This is a genomic window from Micromonospora sp. CNZ295 (assembly GCF_004217535.1).
In genome coordinates this window covers 3,235,870-3,253,126 of the sequence record NZ_SHKZ01000001.1, presented here as the reverse complement: position 1 = coordinate 3,253,126, position 17,257 = coordinate 3,235,870, and the positions used below count along the sequence as shown (strand labels likewise).

Annotated in this window: 16 protein-coding genes; 9 read left to right on the top strand and 7 right to left on the bottom strand. The window is 73.7% G+C overall.

What is annotated here, in order from left to right:
* The first annotated feature begins 182 nt into the window (after nt 1-182).
* From EV376_RS15305 to EV376_RS15290, 4 genes are all read left to right on the top strand, one after another.
* The gene (locus EV376_RS15305; protein ID WP_130323837.1) at nt 183-1,571 is read left to right on the top strand and encodes a glycoside hydrolase family 6 protein; all 1,389 of its coding nucleotides are present in this window, start codon (nt 183-185) and stop codon (nt 1,569-1,571) included.
* A gap of 248 nt (nt 1,572-1,819) precedes the next feature.
* Nucleotides 1,820-2,287 carry a YflT domain-containing protein gene (locus EV376_RS15300; protein WP_486482900.1) on the top strand — a complete coding sequence of 156 codons (468 nt, stop codon included), beginning with the start codon at nt 1,820-1,822 and terminating at the stop codon, nt 2,285-2,287.
* Between the two features lie 172 nt (nt 2,288-2,459).
* The gene (locus EV376_RS15295) at nt 2,460-2,936 is read left to right on the top strand and encodes a MarR family transcriptional regulator (RefSeq protein WP_130323833.1); all 477 of its coding nucleotides are present in this window, start codon (nt 2,460-2,462) and stop codon (nt 2,934-2,936) included.
* Nucleotides 2,937-2,946: 10 nt separating this feature from the next.
* Entirely contained in the window at nt 2,947-3,933 is a 987-nt protein-coding gene (locus EV376_RS15290) for a pirin family protein (RefSeq protein ID WP_130323831.1), read from the top strand.
* Between the two features lie 53 nt (nt 3,934-3,986).
* Here the strand turns inward: EV376_RS15290 and EV376_RS30895 are convergent, their stop codons facing one another.
* Nucleotides 3,987-4,115, bottom strand: coding sequence for a hypothetical protein (locus tag EV376_RS30895; protein ID WP_486482647.1), 129 nt, complete (start codon nt 4,113-4,115; stop codon nt 3,987-3,989).
* Nucleotides 4,116-4,485: 370 nt separating this feature from the next.
* A complete protein-coding gene (locus tag EV376_RS15285) occupies nt 4,486-5,238 on the bottom strand; it encodes an acetoacetate decarboxylase family protein (RefSeq protein WP_130323829.1) in 753 nt (250 codons plus the stop codon).
* A gap of 377 nt (nt 5,239-5,615) precedes the next feature.
* Between EV376_RS15285 and EV376_RS15280 the strand changes: the two genes are divergently transcribed.
* The gene (locus EV376_RS15280) at nt 5,616-6,443 is read left to right on the top strand and encodes a SigB/SigF/SigG family RNA polymerase sigma factor (protein WP_130323827.1); all 828 of its coding nucleotides are present in this window, start codon (nt 5,616-5,618) and stop codon (nt 6,441-6,443) included.
* A 99-nt stretch (nt 6,444-6,542) separates the two neighbouring features.
* Here the strand turns inward: EV376_RS15280 and EV376_RS15275 are convergent, their stop codons facing one another.
* The 3 genes from EV376_RS15275 to EV376_RS15265 are packed head-to-tail and all read right to left on the bottom strand — an operon-like array spanning nt 6,543 to nt 9,321.
* Nucleotides 6,543-7,133, bottom strand: a complete 591-nt coding sequence (locus EV376_RS15275) for a GNAT family N-acetyltransferase (protein WP_130323825.1) — start codon at nt 7,131-7,133, stop codon at nt 6,543-6,545.
* Nucleotides 7,130-8,650 (bottom strand): APC family permease, encoded by a 1,521-nt coding sequence (locus tag EV376_RS15270; RefSeq protein WP_130323823.1) that lies wholly within the window; start codon nt 8,648-8,650, stop codon nt 7,130-7,132. The genes EV376_RS15275 and EV376_RS15270 overlap by 4 nt, the downstream gene beginning before the upstream one ends.
* Before the next feature lie 41 nt (nt 8,651-8,691).
* Nucleotides 8,692-9,321: a GOLPH3/VPS74 family protein gene (locus EV376_RS15265; protein ID WP_130323821.1), complete on the bottom strand. Its 630-nt coding sequence runs from the start codon at nt 9,319-9,321 to the stop codon at nt 8,692-8,694.
* 142 nt (nt 9,322-9,463) lie between these two features.
* Here EV376_RS15265 and EV376_RS15260 point away from each other — a divergent pair, with 142 nt between their 5' ends.
* The 3 genes from EV376_RS15260 to hrpB are packed head-to-tail and all read left to right on the top strand — an operon-like array spanning nt 9,464 to nt 13,111.
* The gene (locus tag EV376_RS15260; protein WP_130323819.1) at nt 9,464-10,306 is read left to right on the top strand and encodes a Scr1 family TA system antitoxin-like transcriptional regulator; all 843 of its coding nucleotides are present in this window, start codon (nt 9,464-9,466) and stop codon (nt 10,304-10,306) included.
* A gap of 39 nt (nt 10,307-10,345) precedes the next feature.
* A complete protein-coding gene (locus EV376_RS15255; protein WP_130328675.1) occupies nt 10,346-10,540 on the top strand; it encodes a DUF397 domain-containing protein in 195 nt (64 codons plus the stop codon).
* Between the two features lie 33 nt (nt 10,541-10,573).
* Nucleotides 10,574-13,111 (top strand): ATP-dependent helicase HrpB, encoded by a 2,538-nt coding sequence (gene hrpB / locus EV376_RS15250; RefSeq protein ID WP_130323817.1) that lies wholly within the window; start codon nt 10,574-10,576, stop codon nt 13,109-13,111.
* 26 nt (nt 13,112-13,137) lie between these two features.
* On the opposite strand, the gene EV376_RS15245 is transcribed toward hrpB, so the two are convergent.
* Nucleotides 13,138-13,863, bottom strand: a complete 726-nt coding sequence (locus EV376_RS15245) for a protein phosphatase 2C domain-containing protein (RefSeq protein ID WP_130323815.1) — start codon at nt 13,861-13,863, stop codon at nt 13,138-13,140.
* A gap of 234 nt (nt 13,864-14,097) precedes the next feature.
* On the opposite strand from EV376_RS15245, the gene EV376_RS15240 reads away from it, so the two are divergent.
* Nucleotides 14,098-16,701 carry a glycoside hydrolase family 9 protein gene (locus EV376_RS15240; RefSeq protein WP_130323813.1) on the top strand — a complete coding sequence of 868 codons (2,604 nt, stop codon included), beginning with the start codon at nt 14,098-14,100 and terminating at the stop codon, nt 16,699-16,701.
* Between the two features lie 89 nt (nt 16,702-16,790).
* On the opposite strand, the gene EV376_RS15235 is transcribed toward EV376_RS15240, so the two are convergent.
* Nucleotides 16,791-17,246, bottom strand: coding sequence for a GNAT family N-acetyltransferase (locus tag EV376_RS15235; protein ID WP_130323811.1), 456 nt, complete (start codon nt 17,244-17,246; stop codon nt 16,791-16,793).
* Between the last annotated feature and the right edge of the window lie 11 nt (nt 17,247-17,257).

Genomic DNA, 17,257 nt, shown 5'->3' with positions numbered 1-17,257 from the left:
CATTCTGCGCCGTCCGACCCGCCCGGCGGGGTGCCCGGAGAGGACCTCTTCCACACCGCCCGGCGTCGCCGAGGTTCCCTTCCTTCGGCCAAGGCTCTTCACAGGGCGGCAATGAACCCGTAGTTTGACGGCCATACGTGGGAGCGCTTCCAGAGTTAACCGTCGATACAGGGAGAGACTTCATGCGAGCCAGATCGACGCTCGCGGCCGTCGCCGCGACCGCCCTCGCCGTGACCGGCGCCTTCGCCGTCGGGCTGGTCCGAGCCCCGGCGGCGGCCGCCGCCGACTCCGCCTTCTACGTGGACCCGGCCACTGCCGCCGCCGCCTGGGTGGCCGCCAACCCGAGCGACCCGCGGGCGGCCGTCATCCGGGACCGGATCGCGTCCGTCCCACAGGGCCGGTGGTTCACCCGGACCAACACCTCGACCGTACGCGGCGAGGTGGACGCCCTGGTCGGGGCGGCCGCCGCGGCCGGGAAGATCCCGATCCTCGTGGTCTACAACATCCCCAACCGGGACTGCAGCGGAGCCAGCAGCGGCGGCGCGCCGGACCACGCGACCTACCGGCAGTGGATCGACCAGGTCGCGGCCGGGCTGGCCGGACGGCCGGCCACCATCATCCTCGAGCCCGACGTGCTGCCCATCATGACCAGCTGCCAGAACGCCGCGCAGCAGGCCGAGACGAAGGCCTCGATGGCGTACGCCGGCAAGAAGCTCAAGGCCGGCTCCTCGGCCGCCAAGGTCTACTTCGACGCCGGGCACTCGGCGTGGCTCGCCCCCGGCGAAGCGGCGTCCCGGCTGGTCGGGGCGGACATCGCCAACAGCGCCGACGGCATCTCGCTCAACGTCTCCAACTACCGGCGCACGGCCGACGAGGTCGCGTACGCCAAGTCCATCATCGCCGCCACCGGAGTGTCCCGGCTCAAGGCGGTCATCGACACCAGCCGCAACGGCAACGGGCCGGCCGGCTCGGAGTGGTGCGACCCGCCCGGCCGGGCGATCGGCACGCCCAGCACGACGAACACCGGCGACGCCGCCATCGACGCGTTCCTCTGGGTGAAGCTGCCCGGCGAGGCCGACGGCTGCATCGCGGCGGCCGGCCAGTTCGTGCCGCAGCGGGCGTACGACCTGGCGATCGCGGCGGGCCCGGTACCGACGACCGGCGCGCCCACCACCGCACCCCCGACCACCGCACCCCCGACCACCGCACCGCCCACCACCGCACCCCCGACCACCGCGCCGCCCACCACTCCCCCGCCGACCGGCGGCTGCACGGTGACGTTCACGCCGAACTCGTGGCCGGGCGGCTTCACCGCCGAGCTGCGCGTGACCAACCGCGGCAGCGCCCTCAACGGCTGGACGCTCGCCTTCACCGCCGGCGCCGGGGTCCGGCTGACCAACGGCTGGAACGGCGAGTGGAGCCAGTCCGGCGACCAGATCACCGCCCGCAACGCCGCCTGGAACGCCGCCCTGCCGACCGGTGGCACCGTCTCGCTCGGTTTCCAGGGCACCTACACCGGTGCCACCCTGCCCGTCCCCACCTCGTTCACCCTCAACGGCACCCCCTGCTGAGCTGCCGGGAAGGGGCCCTTTCGCAACGCCTGGCGGAGCGGAGGGGCCCCCTTTTCAACAGGCTCTCCACCGGCGTTACGCGCACCCGTCGACGGGGAACGTGTGTCGTTGACGAAGGAGGAGACCCAATGACCACACCGTCGAGCCCCACCTCCGCCTGGCGTCCCGGGATGCCGGGCGGCGACACCTTCCCGTCCGGTCCCGCCGGTCACCCCTCGCCCCCGAGCGGTGACGGCAACGGGCCGGGGATGGGCCCGCCGACCGTGACGATCGGCTCGTACCCGGACTACCCGTCCGCGCAGCGCGTCGTGGACTATCTGGCCGACAACCGCTTCCCGGTGGAGCACACCGCCATCGTCGGGACCAACCTCACCCTGGTCGAGACCGTCCTCGGGCGGATGACCACCGGGCGGGCGGCGCTGGTCGGGGCCGGCTCGGGCGCGTGGTTCGGTCTCTTCATCGGACTGCTGTTCGGAATCTTCACAACGGGCAACTGGTTCGCCGTGGTCCTCGCCGGTCTGGTGATCGGTGCGATCTGGGGTGCCGTGTTCGGGGCGGTCGCGCACGCGATGACCGGCGGCCGGCGCGACTTCACGTCGGCCAGTTCGCTGCGTGCCAGCCAGTACGCCGTCATCGTCGACCAGCAGTACGCCGAGCAGGCCCGCCAGCTCCTGGGCCGGATGCACATGCCGGCACCACAGCACGAGCGAGGCTGACCGCCGAGCACGAACGACGCACCCCGGTCGCGACCGCGCCCGGGGTGCGTCGGCGTGTGCGACGACGACCGTTCAAATCCCGACGAATGCGGCTGGACTCTGCCATTGGCACTCAGCACAGCAGCCAACGAGATCTTTACTCAAAATTTGAAGTAGTGCTACTCTCGGGAGCGTGACCGAGAGTCTGGAGCCGCACCGACTGGCCGCCTGGCGGGCGTACATCGAGGCGAGCCAGCGGCTGTTCACCCAGCTGGAGGACGACCTGCGCGCCGACAGCGCGCTCAGCTTCGCCGACTACCACGTGCTGGTGCTGCTCTCCGAGGCGCCGGGGCAGCGACTGCGGATGGGCGAGCTGGCCAACCGCCTGGTCTTCTCCCCCAGCCGGCTGACGTACCAGATCTCCTCGATGCAGCGCCGCGGCCTGGTCGCCAAGGAGGCCTGCCCGGACGACCGGCGGGGCAGCGAGGCGGTGCTCACCGCCGCCGGGTTGCTGACCCTGCGCGAGGCGGCACCGCACCACCTGGCGTCGGTCCGCACGCACCTGATGGACGACCTCGACGAGGACGAGGTCGCCGCCCTCACCCGGATCTTCGACCGGCTCGGCCGCCGGCTGCGCGCCGAACGGTCGGCCCGCCCCAGCGAGAGCTAAGGAGCCCGCCATGCCCGCCGTCACCGTCGACGACGTCCTCGTCCTGCCCCGCCTGCCGCGGCTCGACGAGGCCACCACCTACCGGCCGGTCCGCCGGCTGACCACCGCGCCGAGCGGGTACGAGGGCGAGGGCTTCCCGGTGCGCCGGGCATTCGCCGGGGTGCCGCTCAGCGAGCTGGACCCGTTCATCCACCTCGACCAGATGGGCGAGGTGGACTACGCGCCGGGCGAGCCGAAGGGAACGCCGTGGCATCCGCACCGGGGCTTCGAGACCGTCACGTACATCATCGACGGCGTCTTCGACCACCAGGACACGCACGGCGGGGGCGGCACCATCACCGACGGTGACACCCAGTGGATGACCGCCGGCAGCGGCCTGCTGCACATCGAGGCACCGCCGGAGCACCTGGTGATGAGCGGCGGGCTGTTCCACGGCACGCAGCTCTGGGTCAACCTGCCCCGGGTCGCCAAGCTGATCCCGCCCCGCTACCAGGACATCCGCGGCCGGGAGTCGGCGCTGCTCACCACGCCGGACGGCGGGGCGCTGGTGCGGGTGATCGCGGGTGAGATCGCCGGTCACCGCGGGCCCGGCTCGACCCACACGCCGATCACCGTCACCCACGTGACGGTGGAGCCGGGCGCGCAGGTCGACCTGCCCTGGCGGCCCGACTTCAACGCGCTGGTGTACGTGCTGGGCGGGCGCGGGCGGGTCGGCGCCGAGCAACGGCCCTTCCACACCGGTCAGCTGGCCGTGCACGGGCCCGGTGACGCCCTGCGGTTCGCCGCGGACGCCCGCCAGGACGCCCGCACGCCCGCGCTGGACCTGTACATCATGGGCGGCCAGCCGATCCGCGAGCCGGTGGCGCACTACGGCCCGTTCGTCATGAACACCCGTGACGAGCTGATCCAGGCCTTCGAGGACTTCCAGGCCGGACGGCTCGGCGTGATCCCCGCGAAGCGGCTCCCGCACACCGACGGGTCGGGTCCGCGCCCCTGACCGGCACGTGACGGCGGGTGCCCCGCCCGGGGCACCCGCCGTCAAGGTCCGCCTCAGGACACGGCGAATATGCCGGCGACGCCCAGGATCACCATCACCAACACGGCCACCAGCGCCCCCCGTTCGCTCTCGACCGCCTGCTCGCGGTAGTCGGTCACGGAGTTCGTCGTCTCGCCGGGCATGGTGTGGCCTCCTCGGTGTGTCGCGTCAAGATCGGTGGATGTGTGCCGTGGGGACGGCCGCCGGTCAGGCCGGCGGGCCGGGCACCCGCGCGGGGTTCCGGTCGTCCGACTCGGCAGGGCGTGGCACCCGGACGTGGTTCTGCTCCGCTGGCGAACGTGCCGACCCCGAGGTCTGAGTTACCCGTATGGACCAGCGGAAACCTTGCCGGACGGGTAACTTGCGGCGAAGCGGCAAACGGCGGTCCGGCTGCCCAGGCGCGCCGCTCGGCGCCGCTCGATGGTCGGAGCGTTGCGACGGTGGTACGCCCCCGCCGGGACGGCTGCAACCCTGCCGCCCTGGTCCACCCGCGCGCTTCGGCGCGCCGCCGGGCTACGAACCGGGCCGCAGGCCGCTCGCGGCCCGGAGCGCCGGGACCTCGCGGGTCGCGCCCACGCCGACCGGCTCGGGACCGGACACGTGCTCGGTCAGCCCGCCGGGGTACGCGAACGACGCGCGGGGGGCGTAGAAGCCGAACCCGATGGTGAGCGGGTTCTCCGGACGCAGGGCGTAGATCGGGTGGGCCGGGGCCAGGAACTCCACCGACTCGATCACGAACGGGGTGACCGGCTCGGCGACGTACGGGAAGACGGAGCTGAGCAGCCGCCCGTTCCGGGAGGTGAAGTAGCGGTGGTGGCCGCTGCTCACCATCCGGCCGGCTTCGCCGATCTGGCAGCGGGCCCGGATCACCGGCACGCCGTCGATCTCCGTCTCGGCCACGAGCAGGCCGTCCTCGTTGCCGATGACGGTCCGGCCCCGGAGTGCCGGCGCGCCCCGGGCGAGGGCGTACTGCCGGACCCGCTCGCTCGACGTGACGTAGTGCGTCCACCAGCCGCCCGGGCTCTCCCCACCCGGCGCGTCCACGCCGACGAGCGAGACGCCCAGGTAGGCCAGCGAGTACGCCCCGAAGCCGGAGGTCTGGCTGGCGTCGTCGACGACGTACTGGTTCATGAAGACCTGCCGGTCCGGGCGGGGCCGGAGCCCGGCGGGCACCGTCGCCGCCACCGCGTCGGGATCCGCCGGCAGCCAGCTGAAGTAGAGCGTGCGGCAGTTGACCACAAGCTGCGGGGCGGACGGGTCCAGCACGATGCCTCCGTACGACTGCTGTCACCCGCGACGCTACGGCTGGTCCTGTCAGCGGGACAAGGACGGAAAGTCGACACCGGAAGCCCGTCGTGTGACCCCCGGCCGACCGCCCGACGCCGGTCGCGGACCGTCCGGTTGACCGGTACCGACGTCTGGGCCAGGGCCACTCGGACGAAGAAGTGGATGATCAGCCTCACAACCTGATGAAGTTTCATCCGCTTTTGCGTTCTACATCCCGCGGGATCCCTTAAGTACATCAGCCGTTCGGCTAGATTTTGCCAAGACGATCGGGCTAAGGTGACTTCCGAACGTACATCTGTAGCTAAACCAAAGCGTCACGTCTTTTGTCTGCGGACGAGGTGCAGGGAGGACCACCCATGACCGCGCCAACGATCAGCGACCACGCGACGACGGCCGCACCGAGCGCCACCGGAAAGCTCGACCCGCGCGCGCTCACCGACAGCGCCGCCGACCTGCTCAACGCGATGGCCGCGTTGCCGGCCAACCACCCGTCCCGCGCCGCCCTCCGCGACCGGGCGATCGAGGCCTGGCTGCCGCTCGCCAACCACCTCGCGCACCGCTACAGCGGGCGCGGCGAGCCCACCGACGACCTGGCCCAGACCGCGGCGGTCGGGCTCATCAAGGCGATCGACAAGTTCGACCCCTCCCGTGGAGTCGACTTCGCCGGCTACGCGATCCCCACCATCATCGGCGAGCTGAAGCGGCACTTCCGGGACCGCACCTGGGACATCCGGGTCCCCCGCCGGCTCCAGGAGCTGCGGCTGGCCATCTCCGACGCCAACAGCACCCTGCTCCAGACGCTCGGCCGCTCGCCGACGGTCGCCGACATCGCCGCTCACCTCAAGCTCACCGAGGAGGAGGTGCTGGAGGGCCTGGAGGGTGCCCGCGCCTACAACGCGGTGTCCCTCTCCACCCCGACCGGCGACGGTGACCGCGCCACCGAGCTGGGCGACCTGCTCGGCAACGAGGACGGCGAGTTCGAGCTGGCGGAGCTGCGGGTCGCGCTCGGCCCGGCGCTCGCCACCCTCGACGAGCGCGAGCAGAAGATCCTCACCCTGCGCTTCTACGGCAACCTGACGCAGTCCCAGATCGCCGAGCAGATCGGTGTCTCCCAGATGCACGTGTCCCGGCTGCTGGCCCGGGCGCTGACCAAGCTGCGTGGGCAGCTGGACGGCACGTACTGAGTCAGCGGCGTGACGGTGGCCGGGTCGGCGGGCCCGGCCACCGTCGTGTCATGCCGGCGGTGTCGACGGGGCCCCACCAGGACCGGGACCCCGTTCCGTTCAGCTCAGCGGCTCCCGCCACATCGGCCAGAACGGCGTACCGTCGGGCAGCCGGAACGGCTCGCGGACCTGGTATCCGTGCTTGCTGTACAGCTTGACGCCGACCTCGCTGGCGGCCTCCAGATAACCCGGCAGCCCGTTGGCGTCCAGCCAGGCGTGGTGGTGCCGCAGCAGGGTGCTGCCGAGCCCCTGGCCCTGCCGGTCCGGCCGGACGGCGAGCAGGGCCAGGTGGTGGTGATCGGGGTGCGGGTGGTTCGCGGCGAACAGCTCGTCGAGGTGGGCGAACCGCTCGGTGTACGCGCCGCACGCCGCGGCGAGCCGGGCGTCGTAGTCCTCCGGCGGCGGCGCCGGGTCGCCCACCGAGGGAAACCACACGGCGACCCCGGCCCGGTCGGCGGTGCCGAACACCAGGCCGTGCCGCATGGCGTGGTCGACCACGATCTCGAACTGCCCGGCGAGCACCTTCTCCCGCCGGTCCTCCTCGGGCACCAGCCAGCGCGGCGCGTCGAGCACCAGGAACGCCTCGGCGATCCGCTCGGCGACCAGCCGGGTCTCCGCCGGGCCCAGGCGCTCGACCGGCACGTCGCTCACCGCCGCACCTCCGTGCGCTCCATACCCGGCGCCGTCTCGGGCAGGACCGCGGCGGCGGAGCTCTCCGCGCCGAGGCCGATCCGGGCATAGGTGTCGGGCCGGTTCGAGCGCAGCACCAGGGCCCAGACCGCACCGAGCAGCGCGGCCACCGGGTACGCCACCGGGACCGCCCAGCGCAGCGTGTGGTCCGGCGCGACACCGAGCAAATCGGCAAAGTTGATCACGGCGAGGGTGACCACACCGGCCAGCGCCAGCGCGGCGATTCCCGGCGCGACCGCCCGCCGCCACGGCGTCTCGGCGACGCCGCTGCGCGCGAAGTAGACGATCACCGCGACGGAGGTCGTCGCGATCAGCAGCAGCACCCCGAAGCCGCCGCTGGTGCCGCACCAGTAGAAGAGCTGCACGACCGGGTCCCACCCGTTGACCGCGTACAGCAGGATCACCACCAGACCGAGCGCGCTCTGCGCGAGCGACGCCGCCCGGGGCGCGCCGGTGCGCGGCGAGGTCCGCCCGAAGACCGCCGGCAGCACCCGCTCCCGGCCGAGGGCGAACGCGTACCGGGCGGTGGTGTTGTGGAACGAGATCATCGCGGCGACCACCGACGTCAGGAACAGCGCCTGGCCGATCGTGACCACGGTGTCGCCGAGGTGCTCGCCGGCCAGGTTGAAGATCAGCGCGACGCTCTGCTCCCCGGCCTGCTCGGCGATCCGGTCGGGGCCGACCGCGACCGTCATGCTCCACGACGAGAGCGCGTAGACCGCGGCGATGATCGCGATGGACAGGTAGGTGGCCATCGGCACCGTCCGGCGTGGATCCTTGCTCTCCTCGCTGAACACCACGGCCGACTCGAATCCCACGAAGCCGAGGATCGCGAGCACCAGCACCGCGCCGACGCCGGGGACGAACAGGTTGTCCGGGGCGAGCGCCGCGAAGCTGACCTGCCCGTCGGCCGGATTGCCGAGCTGGCCCAGGTCGAACACGAGGATCACCGCGATCTCGGCGATCAGCAGCGCGGCCAGCACCAGGCCGTTGATGTCGACCCGGAGCACGCCCAGCACGGCGACCACCGCCCAGGCGGCCAGCGCCACCAGCCACCACTCCACGGTGACGCCGAAGAGGCGGTCCAGCACCGGCTCGGCGGCGGCGCCGATGGCTCCGTACAACCCGACCTGCAGGGCGTTGTACGCGATCAGGGCCACCCACGCCGCGCCGACGCCGGCCGGCCGGCCCAGGCCGCGGGACACGTACGAGTAGAACGCGCCGGCGTTGGTCAGCCGGCGGGCCATCGCCACGTAGCCGACGGAGAAGAGGGCGAGCACGGCGGCGACCGCGAGGAAGGCCAGCGGGATGCCGAGAACGCCGACGACGCCGTAGCCGGTCGTCACCACGCCGGCGACGACGGTCAGCGGCGCGGCGGCGGAGAGGACGAAGAAGATCACCGATGGCACGCCGAGCCGGCCACGGGCCAGCGCCTCGGAGACGTTGCTGGGCCTTTCGATCGTTGCTGACGAGGACATGCGCGGCTCCGGTTGAGGGGAGGGGATGAGGGGTTCCGGGGTCACGGGACGCCGCGCAGCACGGCGGCGCCGACGGCGGCCTCGGTGTGCGCGACCAGTTCCTTCAACGGCGGCGGCAGGGCGGCCACCAGCCCGGTGAGCCGGTGGTGGGCGCGCGGCGCGGCGGACCACAGCACCTCCCGGCTGAGGCCGGTCGCGGTGAGCAAGCCGAGCACCACCGCGTCGGCGAGGGTGGGTGGGGGTTCGGACCGCTCCAGCAGCACCCGCAGGCGGGTGGCCGGCCAGGCGGCCGCGTTGGGATCCATCGGCGCGTAGGTGACGCTGGTCCGCAGCAGCCGGCGGCTCTCCTGGCGGCGCAGCACGCCCGCCCGGGCCAGCCGCTCGCCGACGGACGTCGTGGCGGTCTGGGCGAGGAAGCTGAGCCAGGTGCGTACCGACCGGTGCTGCGACTCGCCCAGAAGCTGGTCGAGCACGGTGTGGGCGAGCGCGTCCGCCGGCGGACGGCGGTTGACGACCGTGACTGCGCCGGCGGACACCGTGAGGTGCCCGTACAGCACCAGCTCGGCCAGCAGACCACCGGCGAGCCCCAGGCCGGTGGCGGCCGGGTGCAGCTTCGCCCTGCCCCGGATGTCGTTGTGGGCGATCAGGAAGAACTCGTCGGCGATCCGCAACCGGTCCCTCCCCGTCGCAGCGTCCACAGTGATCGCAACCGGCCAAGAATGCACCGAGCCGAACTGCAATGCAACTCCCGGTTCTGCAGGTTGCAGTTCGCACCCGCGCGACCTGCGGATCTTGTCGTGACAGACTCGGGGGGTGACCGCGAGCCCGACCGTCCGCCGCCGCCGGATCGCCCGTGAACTCCGCCAGCTACGCGAGCGCGCGGGCATGACCCTGGATGTCGCCGCGCGGCAGCTGGACATGTCCAAGAGCAACCTGTCCCGCATCGAGAACGCCCAGATCGGCATCAAGCCGCGCGACGTCCGCGCCGCCCTGGCCCTCTACCAGGTGACTGGCGCGGACGCCGAGGCGCTGATCGAAATCGCCCGTGGCGCACAGCAACGGGGCTGGTGGCAGAACTACAGCGACGTGCTGCCGGAGTGGTTCGAGTTCTACGTCGGACTCGAGGCGGAGGCGGCGACGCTGCGCACGTACGAGGCCGAGGCCGTGCCCGGCCTCCTCCAGACCGAGGCGTACGCGCGGGAGGTCTTCCGGCGCACGGCCGGCGAGGAGGGCATCGAACGGAAGGTCGCCGCGCGGCTGCGCCGGCAGGAGGTGCTGCGCCGCGACGACCCGGTGGAGCTGTCGGTCGTGCTGAACGAGTCGGTGCTGCGCCGGCCGGTCGGCGGGAGCGCCGTGATGGCCGACCAGTTGGCGCACATCGCGAAGGTCGCTCAGTTACCCAACGTCATCGTGCAGGTACTACCGTTCTCGGCCGGCGGGCACCCCGCGATGGGTGCCCCGTACGTCATCCTGACCTTCGCCGACGCCGCCGACGCTACCGTGGTCTACCTGGAAAATCTCACGACAGGCCTGGCACTGGAGGAGGCCGGGCACGTGGCCGGGTATAGCCTTGTGCACGAGGAGCTGCGCCGTCTGGCGCTCGGTCCGGAGGCGTCCCAGGCACGCCTCGCGGAGGCTTCTCGTAACTTTGCGTGACCGATGGTGCGGCACGCCGGCACAGACGAGAGGTACGCGATGACGGCGCTCGACCGGACGGAGTGGCGCACCAGCAGCCGCAGTGTGGGCAACGGCAACTGCGTCGAGGTGGCCACGGTGGACGGTCGGGTCGCGGTCCGGGACAGCAAGGATCGGCGCGGCCCGGTGCTCGCGTTCGCGCCGTCGGCCTGGCGCTCCTTCGTGGCCGGCATCGACGGGGTACGCGCCGGCTGACCGGCCGCCCGGCGGCGGTGCGAGACTCCAGCGGTGCTCTCCGACGTACCCCTCGACCTGCCGGTCCGGCCGGCCCTGCCGGCGGTGCTGGCGGCCCTGCGCGACACCGGCGCCGGGGTGCTGGTGGCGCCGCCGGGCACCGGCAAGACCACCCTGGTCCCGCTGGCCGTCGCCGGCGAGGTGGCCGGCCGGGTGCTGGTGGCGCAGCCGCGCCGGGTGGCGGCCCGGGCCGCCGCCCGCCGGATGGCCACGCTGCTCGGCGAGCGGGTGGGCGAGCGGGTCGGTTACGCCGTGCGCGGCGACCGCCGGGCCGGCTCGCGGACCCGGGTGGAGGTGGTGACCACCGGCCTGCTGGTCCGCCGGCTGCACCGGGACCCGGAGCTGGCCGGTACCGACGCCGTCCTGCTCGACGAGATCCACGAGCGGCACCTCGACGCCGACCTGGCGCTCGCCTTCGCCGTGGAGGCCCGCGCGGCGCTCCGCCCCGACCTGTGGCTGCTGGGGATGTCGGCGACCCCGGACACCGGACGGATCGCGGCGCTGCTCGGCGGCGCCTCGCCCGCGCCGGTCGTGCGGGCGTCCTCGGCACTGCACCCGGTCACCCGGATCTGGGCGCCCCCGCCCCGGCCGGTCGCCCCGCCCGGTGGTGGGCGGGTCGACCCGGCGCTGCTCGACCACGTCGCGGCCACGGTCCGCCGGGCGCTGCGCGAGCAGGACGGTGACGTGCTGGTCTTCCTGCCCGGGGCCGGCGAGATCGCCGCGGTCGCGGGTCGCCTGGCCGACCTGCGCCCGGGGGTGACGATCGGGTCGCTGCACGGCCGGCAGCCGGCGGCCGAGCAGGACGCCGCGCTCCGGCCACCGTCCGCCCCGCCGGACACCGGCGCGGTCCCGCCCCGCCGGGTGGTGCTGGCGACCTCGGTGGCGGAGAGCAGCCTGACCGTGCCCGGGGTGCGGGTCGTGGTCGACTCCGGCCTCGCCCGGGTCGCCCGCACGGACCTGACCCGTGGGCTGGGCGCGCTGGTCACCGTCCCGGTGTCCCGGGCCGCCGCCACCCAACGCGCCGGGCGCGCCGGCCGGGAGGGGCCCGGCCACGTCTACCGCTGCTGGTCCGCCGCGACGCACGAGCGGCTGGCCGCGCAGCCGGAGCCGGAGATCGTCACCGCCGACCTGACCGGGTTCGCGCTGGACCTCGCGGCCTGGGGCGCACCCGACGGTCACGGTCTCGCGCTGCCGGACCCGCCGCCACCGGCCGCCCTCGCGGTGGCCCGGGAGACCCTCACCACGCTCGGGGCAATCGACGCGGACGGCCGGGTCACCGGGCGCGGTCGGGCGATCGCCGCCACCGGCGCCCATCCCCGGCTGGGTCGCGCCCTCCTCGACGGCGCCGCCCGGGTCGGCCCGGACCGCACCGCCGAGGTCGTCGCGCTGCTCGCCGAGGACGGGCTCACCGGCCCGGGTGACGACCTGACCGCCGCCTGGCGCCGGCTCCGCGCGGGTGTCGACGCCGCCACCACCGCACGCTGGCGGGCAGAGGTACGCCGGCTGCGCGCCACCGTGCCGGACGGCGCCGGCCCGCCGGGGGAGCGCCTGCCCGACGACCTCGCCGCCGGGCTGGTGGTGGGCCTGGCGTACCCGGAACGGCTGGCCCGGGCGCGGCGGCCGGGCGGTCCCGCGTACCTGATGACCGGCGGGACCGCCGCGGAGCTGGCGCCCGGGTCGGGACTGGCCGGCTCGGCGTGGTTGGCGGTCGCCGTGGCCGACCGCTCCCCCGGCGCGCCGTCCGCGCGGATCCGGCTGGCCGCCCCGGTGGACGAGGCGACCGCCCGGGAGGCGGGCGGGCCGCTGCTCACCACGTCCCGGGAGGTGGCCTGGTCGGGGACGGACGTGATCGCGCGGGAGATGATCCGGCTCGGCGCGCTCGACCTCGTCGAGCGCCCGCTGACCGACGCCGACCCGGGCGAGCTGGCCGCCGCCGTGCTGGACGGCCTGCGCCGGACCGGCCTGGGCCTGCTGACCTGGAGTCCGGCGGCCCGGGCGCTCAGGGAGCGGCTGGCGTTCTGCCGCGCGGCCCTCGGCGACGAGTGGCCCGAGGTGGGCGACGCCGCGCTGCTCGACGCGGCGCCGGTCTGGCTCGCGCCGGAGCTGGTCGGCGCCCGCCGGCGGGCCGACCTGGCCCGCATCGACGTGGCCGCCGCGCTGCGCCGGCTGCTGCCGTGGCCGCTCGCCGCCCGCCTGGACGAGCTGGCGCCGGAGCGGCTCACCGTGCCCAGCGGCTCCCGGATCCGGGTCGACTACACGGATCCGGCGGCGCCGGTGCTGGCGGTCAAGCTGCAGGAGACGTTCGGCTGGGGCGAGGCGCCCCGGATCGCCGGGGGCCGCGTGCCGGTCCGGCTGCACCTGCTCTCGCCAGCCGGCCGACCGGTCGCGGTCACCGCCGACCTGGCCTCCTTCTGGCGGTCCGGCTATCCCCAGGTGCGGGCGGAGCTGCGCGGGCGCTACCCGCGCCACCCGTGGCCGGAGGACCCGACGACGGCCGAGCCGACCCGGCGCGCCACCCCGCGCCGTCGCTAGGGCCGGTGTCGACACCGGCCCTCAAGTCACTCCTCCACCACGTCGGCGACGATGACCGTGACGTTGTCCGGGCCGCCGGCGTGCAGCGCCAGGTCGATCAGCTTGCGGGCGCAGGTGGCCCGGTCCGGGTACGCGGCGAGCACCTCGGCGAGGGTGTCCGGGCGGACGACGTTGGACAGGCCGTCGCTGCACAGCAGCCAGCGGTCACCGGCCCAGGGCACCATCGTCGCGTACGACGGGGAGACCTCGTCGCCCTGCAACGCCTGGGTGACGACGGCCCGCCGCGGGTGGCTGCTCGCCTGGTCGGGGGTGATGACGCCCTGGTCGACCAGCATCTGCACGAAGGTGTCGTCCCGGGTGATCTGCTTGAGCACACCCTCCCGGAACAGGTACGCCCGCGAGTCGCCGACGTGGGCCAGGGCGAGACAGGTGCCGGTGCGGGCGAAGAGCAGAGCGGTCAACGTGGTGCCCATGCCCTGCCGCTCCGGATCCTCGCTGACGGCCTGCCGGATCCGGGTGCTGGCCACCTGGATGCCGCGCTGCAGCGCGGCGACCAGCGACTCCTCCGGGGTCGCCACGTCCAGCGGGGCGATCGAGTCGATCGCGACGGCACTGGCCAGGTCGCCGGCGGCCATGCCGCCCATGCCGTCGGCGACGGCGACGAGCCAGGTGCCCGAGTACAGGGCGTCCTGGTTCCCGCTGCGGATCAGACCACGGTCGCTCGTGCCGAACGAACGCAGCTTCAAGGTCATGGGAGGCAGCCTGCCAGGCCGAGGGTGCGGTTGTCTCTAGGAGATGGGACGACCGGGCGTGGCGCGGCGAATCTCACGGCCGGCGCACCGGCGGGATCATCCAGCCGAATCGATTGACAAGGACACCCGGGCACTGGAAACATCGATGCGATCCTGGGAGCGCTCCCAGGTCGCCCCAGACAGGCGCTCCCAGGTTCCACCCCCACCACCCCGTCCGTCCCGGAGGGAAGTCCCGTGACGCCATCCCGACGCCGCCTCGCGTTGCTCGCCGCGGCGGCCACCGTGGCGCTGACCGGCGCCGCCGCCGGTCCCGCCCAGGCCGACCCACCACCAGACGCCCCCGAGCAGATCGACAACGGCGACTTCAGCGCCGGTGTGTCGCCCTGGTTCTCGTACGGCACCGGCCCGCTCGGCGTCACCGACGGCCGGCTCTGCACCACCGTCCCGGCCGGCCTGGCCAACCCGTGGGACGCCGGCATCGGGCAGGACGGCGTACCGCTGGTCGCCGGCGCCGAGTACACCCTCGCGTTCGACGTCTCCGCCACCCCCGGCACACCGGTCCGGGCGGTGCTCCAGCTCGGCAGCGCCCCCTACACCGCGTACGCCACGGTGGACGCGAACGCGACCGGCACCGCCGCCCGGGTCGAGCACACCTTCACCTCGCCCGCGGAGAACCCCACCGCCCAGCTGATCTTCCAGGTCGGCGGCAGTGCCGAGGAGCAGACCGTCTGCCTGGACAACGTCTCGCTGCGCGGCGGCAACCCGCCCGAGCCGTACGTGCCGGACACCGGGCCCCGGGTCCGGGTCAACCAGGTCGGCTACCTGCCCGGCGGGCCGAAGAACGCCACCCTCGTCACCGACGCCACCGAATCGGTGCCGTGGCAGTTGCGTGCCGCCGACGGCGCGGTGGTGGCCAGTGGCGACACCGCCCCGCGCGGGGTCGACGAGGCCTCCGGGCAGAACGTGCACACCATCGACTTCACCGGCTACCGCACGCCGGCCGCCGGGCTGACCCTCGTCGCCGACGGCGAGACCAGCCACCCGTTCGACGTCTCCGGCACCCTGTACGACCGGCTCCGCGCCGACGCCGCGCAGTTCTTCTACGCCCAGCGCAGCGGCATCGAGATCGACGGGGACCTGCTCGGCGACGAGTACGCCCGCCCCGCCGGGCACGTCGGCGTGGCGCCGAACCAGGGCGACACCGAGGTCCCCTGCCAGCCGGGTGTCTGCGACTACACCCTGGACGTGCGCGGCGGCTGGTACGACGCCGGCGACCACGGCAAGTACGTGGTCAACGGCGGTATCGCCACGTACCAGCTGCTGAGTACGTTCGAGCGGACCAAGACCGCGGCCACCGCGTCGTTCGGCACCGCGCTCGGCGACGGCTCCCTGCGCGTACCCGAGCAGGGCAACGGGGTGCCCGACATCCTCGACGAGGCCCGCTGGGAGCTGGAGTTCCTGCTGCGGATGCAGGTCCCGGCCGGCCAGCCGCTCGCCGGGATGGCCCACCACAAGATCCACGACCGGCAGTGGACCGGCCTGCCGCTGCAACCCCACGACGACCCGCAGCCGCGCGAGCTGCACCCGCCGTCCACCGCCGCCACGCTCAACCTGGCCGCCGTCGCCGCCCAGTGCGCGCGCCTGTTCGCCCCGTACGACGCCGGGTTCGCCGGCCGCTGCGGCACCGCGGCGAAGACCGCCTACGCCGCGGCGAAGGCCAACCCCGACCGGTACGCGAGCCCGGCCGACAGCACCGGCGGCGGCGCGTACGACGACACGAACGTCACCGACGAGTTCTACTGGGCGGCCGCCGAGCTCTACCTGACCACCGGCGCGGCGACGTACCTGGCCGACCTGACCGGGTCGCCGCACCACACCGGGGACGTGTTCGACCCGCGCGGCTTCGGCTGGCAGGGCGCGGCGGCGCTGGGCCGGCTCGACCTGGCCACCGTGCCGAGCGGGCTGCCCGCCGCCGAGCGCGCGCGGATCCGGGCGTCCGTCACCGAGGCCGCCGACGCGTACCTCGCCGAAATCGAGCGGCAGGCGTACGGGCTGCCGCTGCCCGGCGACCCGGGCAGCTACTTCTGGGGCGGCAACAGCAACATCATCAACAACGCGGTCGTGCTGGCGACCGCGTTCGACCTGACCGGCGATCCGTCCTACCGGGACGGCGCGGTGCAGGCGATGGACTACATCCTCGGCCGCAACGCGCTGAACATCTCGTACGTGACCGGGTGGGGCGAGCACGCCGCCGAGAACCAGCACAGCCGGATCTTCGGCCACCAGCTCGACCCGAACCTGCCGAAGCCGCCGGCCGGCTCCCTCGCCGGCGGACCGAACGCCGCCCTGCAGGACCCGTTCGCCGCGCAGTTGCTCGCCGGCTGCGAGCCGATGTTCTGCTACGTCGACGACATCAACTCGTACGCCACCAACGAGGTCGCGATCAACTGGAACTCGGCGCTGACCTGGATCGCGTCGTTCCTGGCCGACCAGGGCGACGCCGGGGCGGTGCCGCCGGCGACGTGCGCCGTCACGTACACGACGCACGGCAGCTGGCCGAGCGGCTTCACCACCCAGGTGACCGTACGCAACACCGGCACCACGACGATCGACGGCTGGCACCTGCGGTTCGCCTTCACCGGGGCCCAGGAGGTCGACCACGGCTGGTCGGCGACGGTCAGCCAGGCCGGCGCCACGGTCACGGCGACGAACGAACGGTGGAACGCGAAGATCGGACCGGGCGGTTCGGTGACGTTCGGCTTCAACGGCGCCACCACCGGCGGCGCCAACCCGAAGCCGGGCCTGTTCACCCTCAACGGCAGCCCCTGCACCTCCTGACCCCACGCGGGGGACGCCGGTCGGGGTCCTCCATGATCACGCTCGAACGTTGAAGTAGTGGCCTCGCGGAGCGCCGCGAGGCCACTACCTCAGCCATCCAGCACGATGTCGCGGTCCGCCAGCGACTTCACGAACACCTGCTCCGTCTTCAACTCGCGGAAGCCGCGCCCGCGGTAGAAGCGGTGCGCGTCGAGCCGCTCGCTGCCGGAGAGCACCTGCACCGCGGTCAGCCCGCGCCCACGCGCCCACTCCTCGGCGGCGGCCACCAGCGCCCCGCCGGCGCCGGAGCCGCGCCGGTCCGCGGCGACGGCCAAGCCGACGATCTCGAGCCGGTCACCGTGCACCAGGCTCAGGCCGCGCCGGGCGTGCACCCAGCCGACCACCCGCTCCCCGTCGACGGCGACGAGCACCGCATGCCCGGGTGGCAGCGTCGCGAGCCGCCGGCAAACCTCGTGAGTCGCCACCGGGTAGCCGAGATCGTCCGCCATCAGGGTGGCGACCGCCGCCGCGTCGTCGGGTCGGGCCGGGCGTACCTGCGCGATCATCGCACCTCCAC

What these genes read in the sequence shown, in the direction of transcription:
- EV376_RS15305 (WP_130323837.1), top strand. Translation starts at nt 183, where the DNA reads ATGCGAGCCAGATCGACGCTCGCGGCCGTCGCCGCGACCGCCCTCGCC.
- EV376_RS15300 (WP_486482900.1), top strand. Translation starts at nt 1,820, where the DNA reads ATGGGCCCGCCGACCGTGACGATCGGCTCGTACCCGGACTACCCGTCC.
- EV376_RS15290 (WP_130323831.1), top strand. Translation starts at nt 2,947, where the DNA reads ATGCCCGCCGTCACCGTCGACGACGTCCTCGTCCTGCCCCGCCTGCCG.
- EV376_RS30895 (WP_486482647.1), bottom strand. Translation starts at nt 4,115, where the DNA reads ATGCCCGGCGAGACGACGAACTCCGTGACCGACTACCGCGAGCAGGCG.
- EV376_RS15280 (WP_130323827.1), top strand. Translation starts at nt 5,616, where the DNA reads ATGACCGCGCCAACGATCAGCGACCACGCGACGACGGCCGCACCGAGC.
- EV376_RS15270 (WP_130323823.1), bottom strand. Translation starts at nt 8,650, where the DNA reads ATGTCCTCGTCAGCAACGATCGAAAGGCCCAGCAACGTCTCCGAGGCG.
- EV376_RS15255 (WP_130328675.1), top strand. Translation starts at nt 10,346, where the DNA reads ATGACGGCGCTCGACCGGACGGAGTGGCGCACCAGCAGCCGCAGTGTG.
- EV376_RS15245 (WP_130323815.1), bottom strand. Translation starts at nt 13,863, where the DNA reads ATGACCTTGAAGCTGCGTTCGTTCGGCACGAGCGACCGTGGTCTGATC.
- EV376_RS15235 (WP_130323811.1), bottom strand. Translation starts at nt 17,246, where the DNA reads ATGATCGCGCAGGTACGCCCGGCCCGACCCGACGACGCGGCGGCGGTC.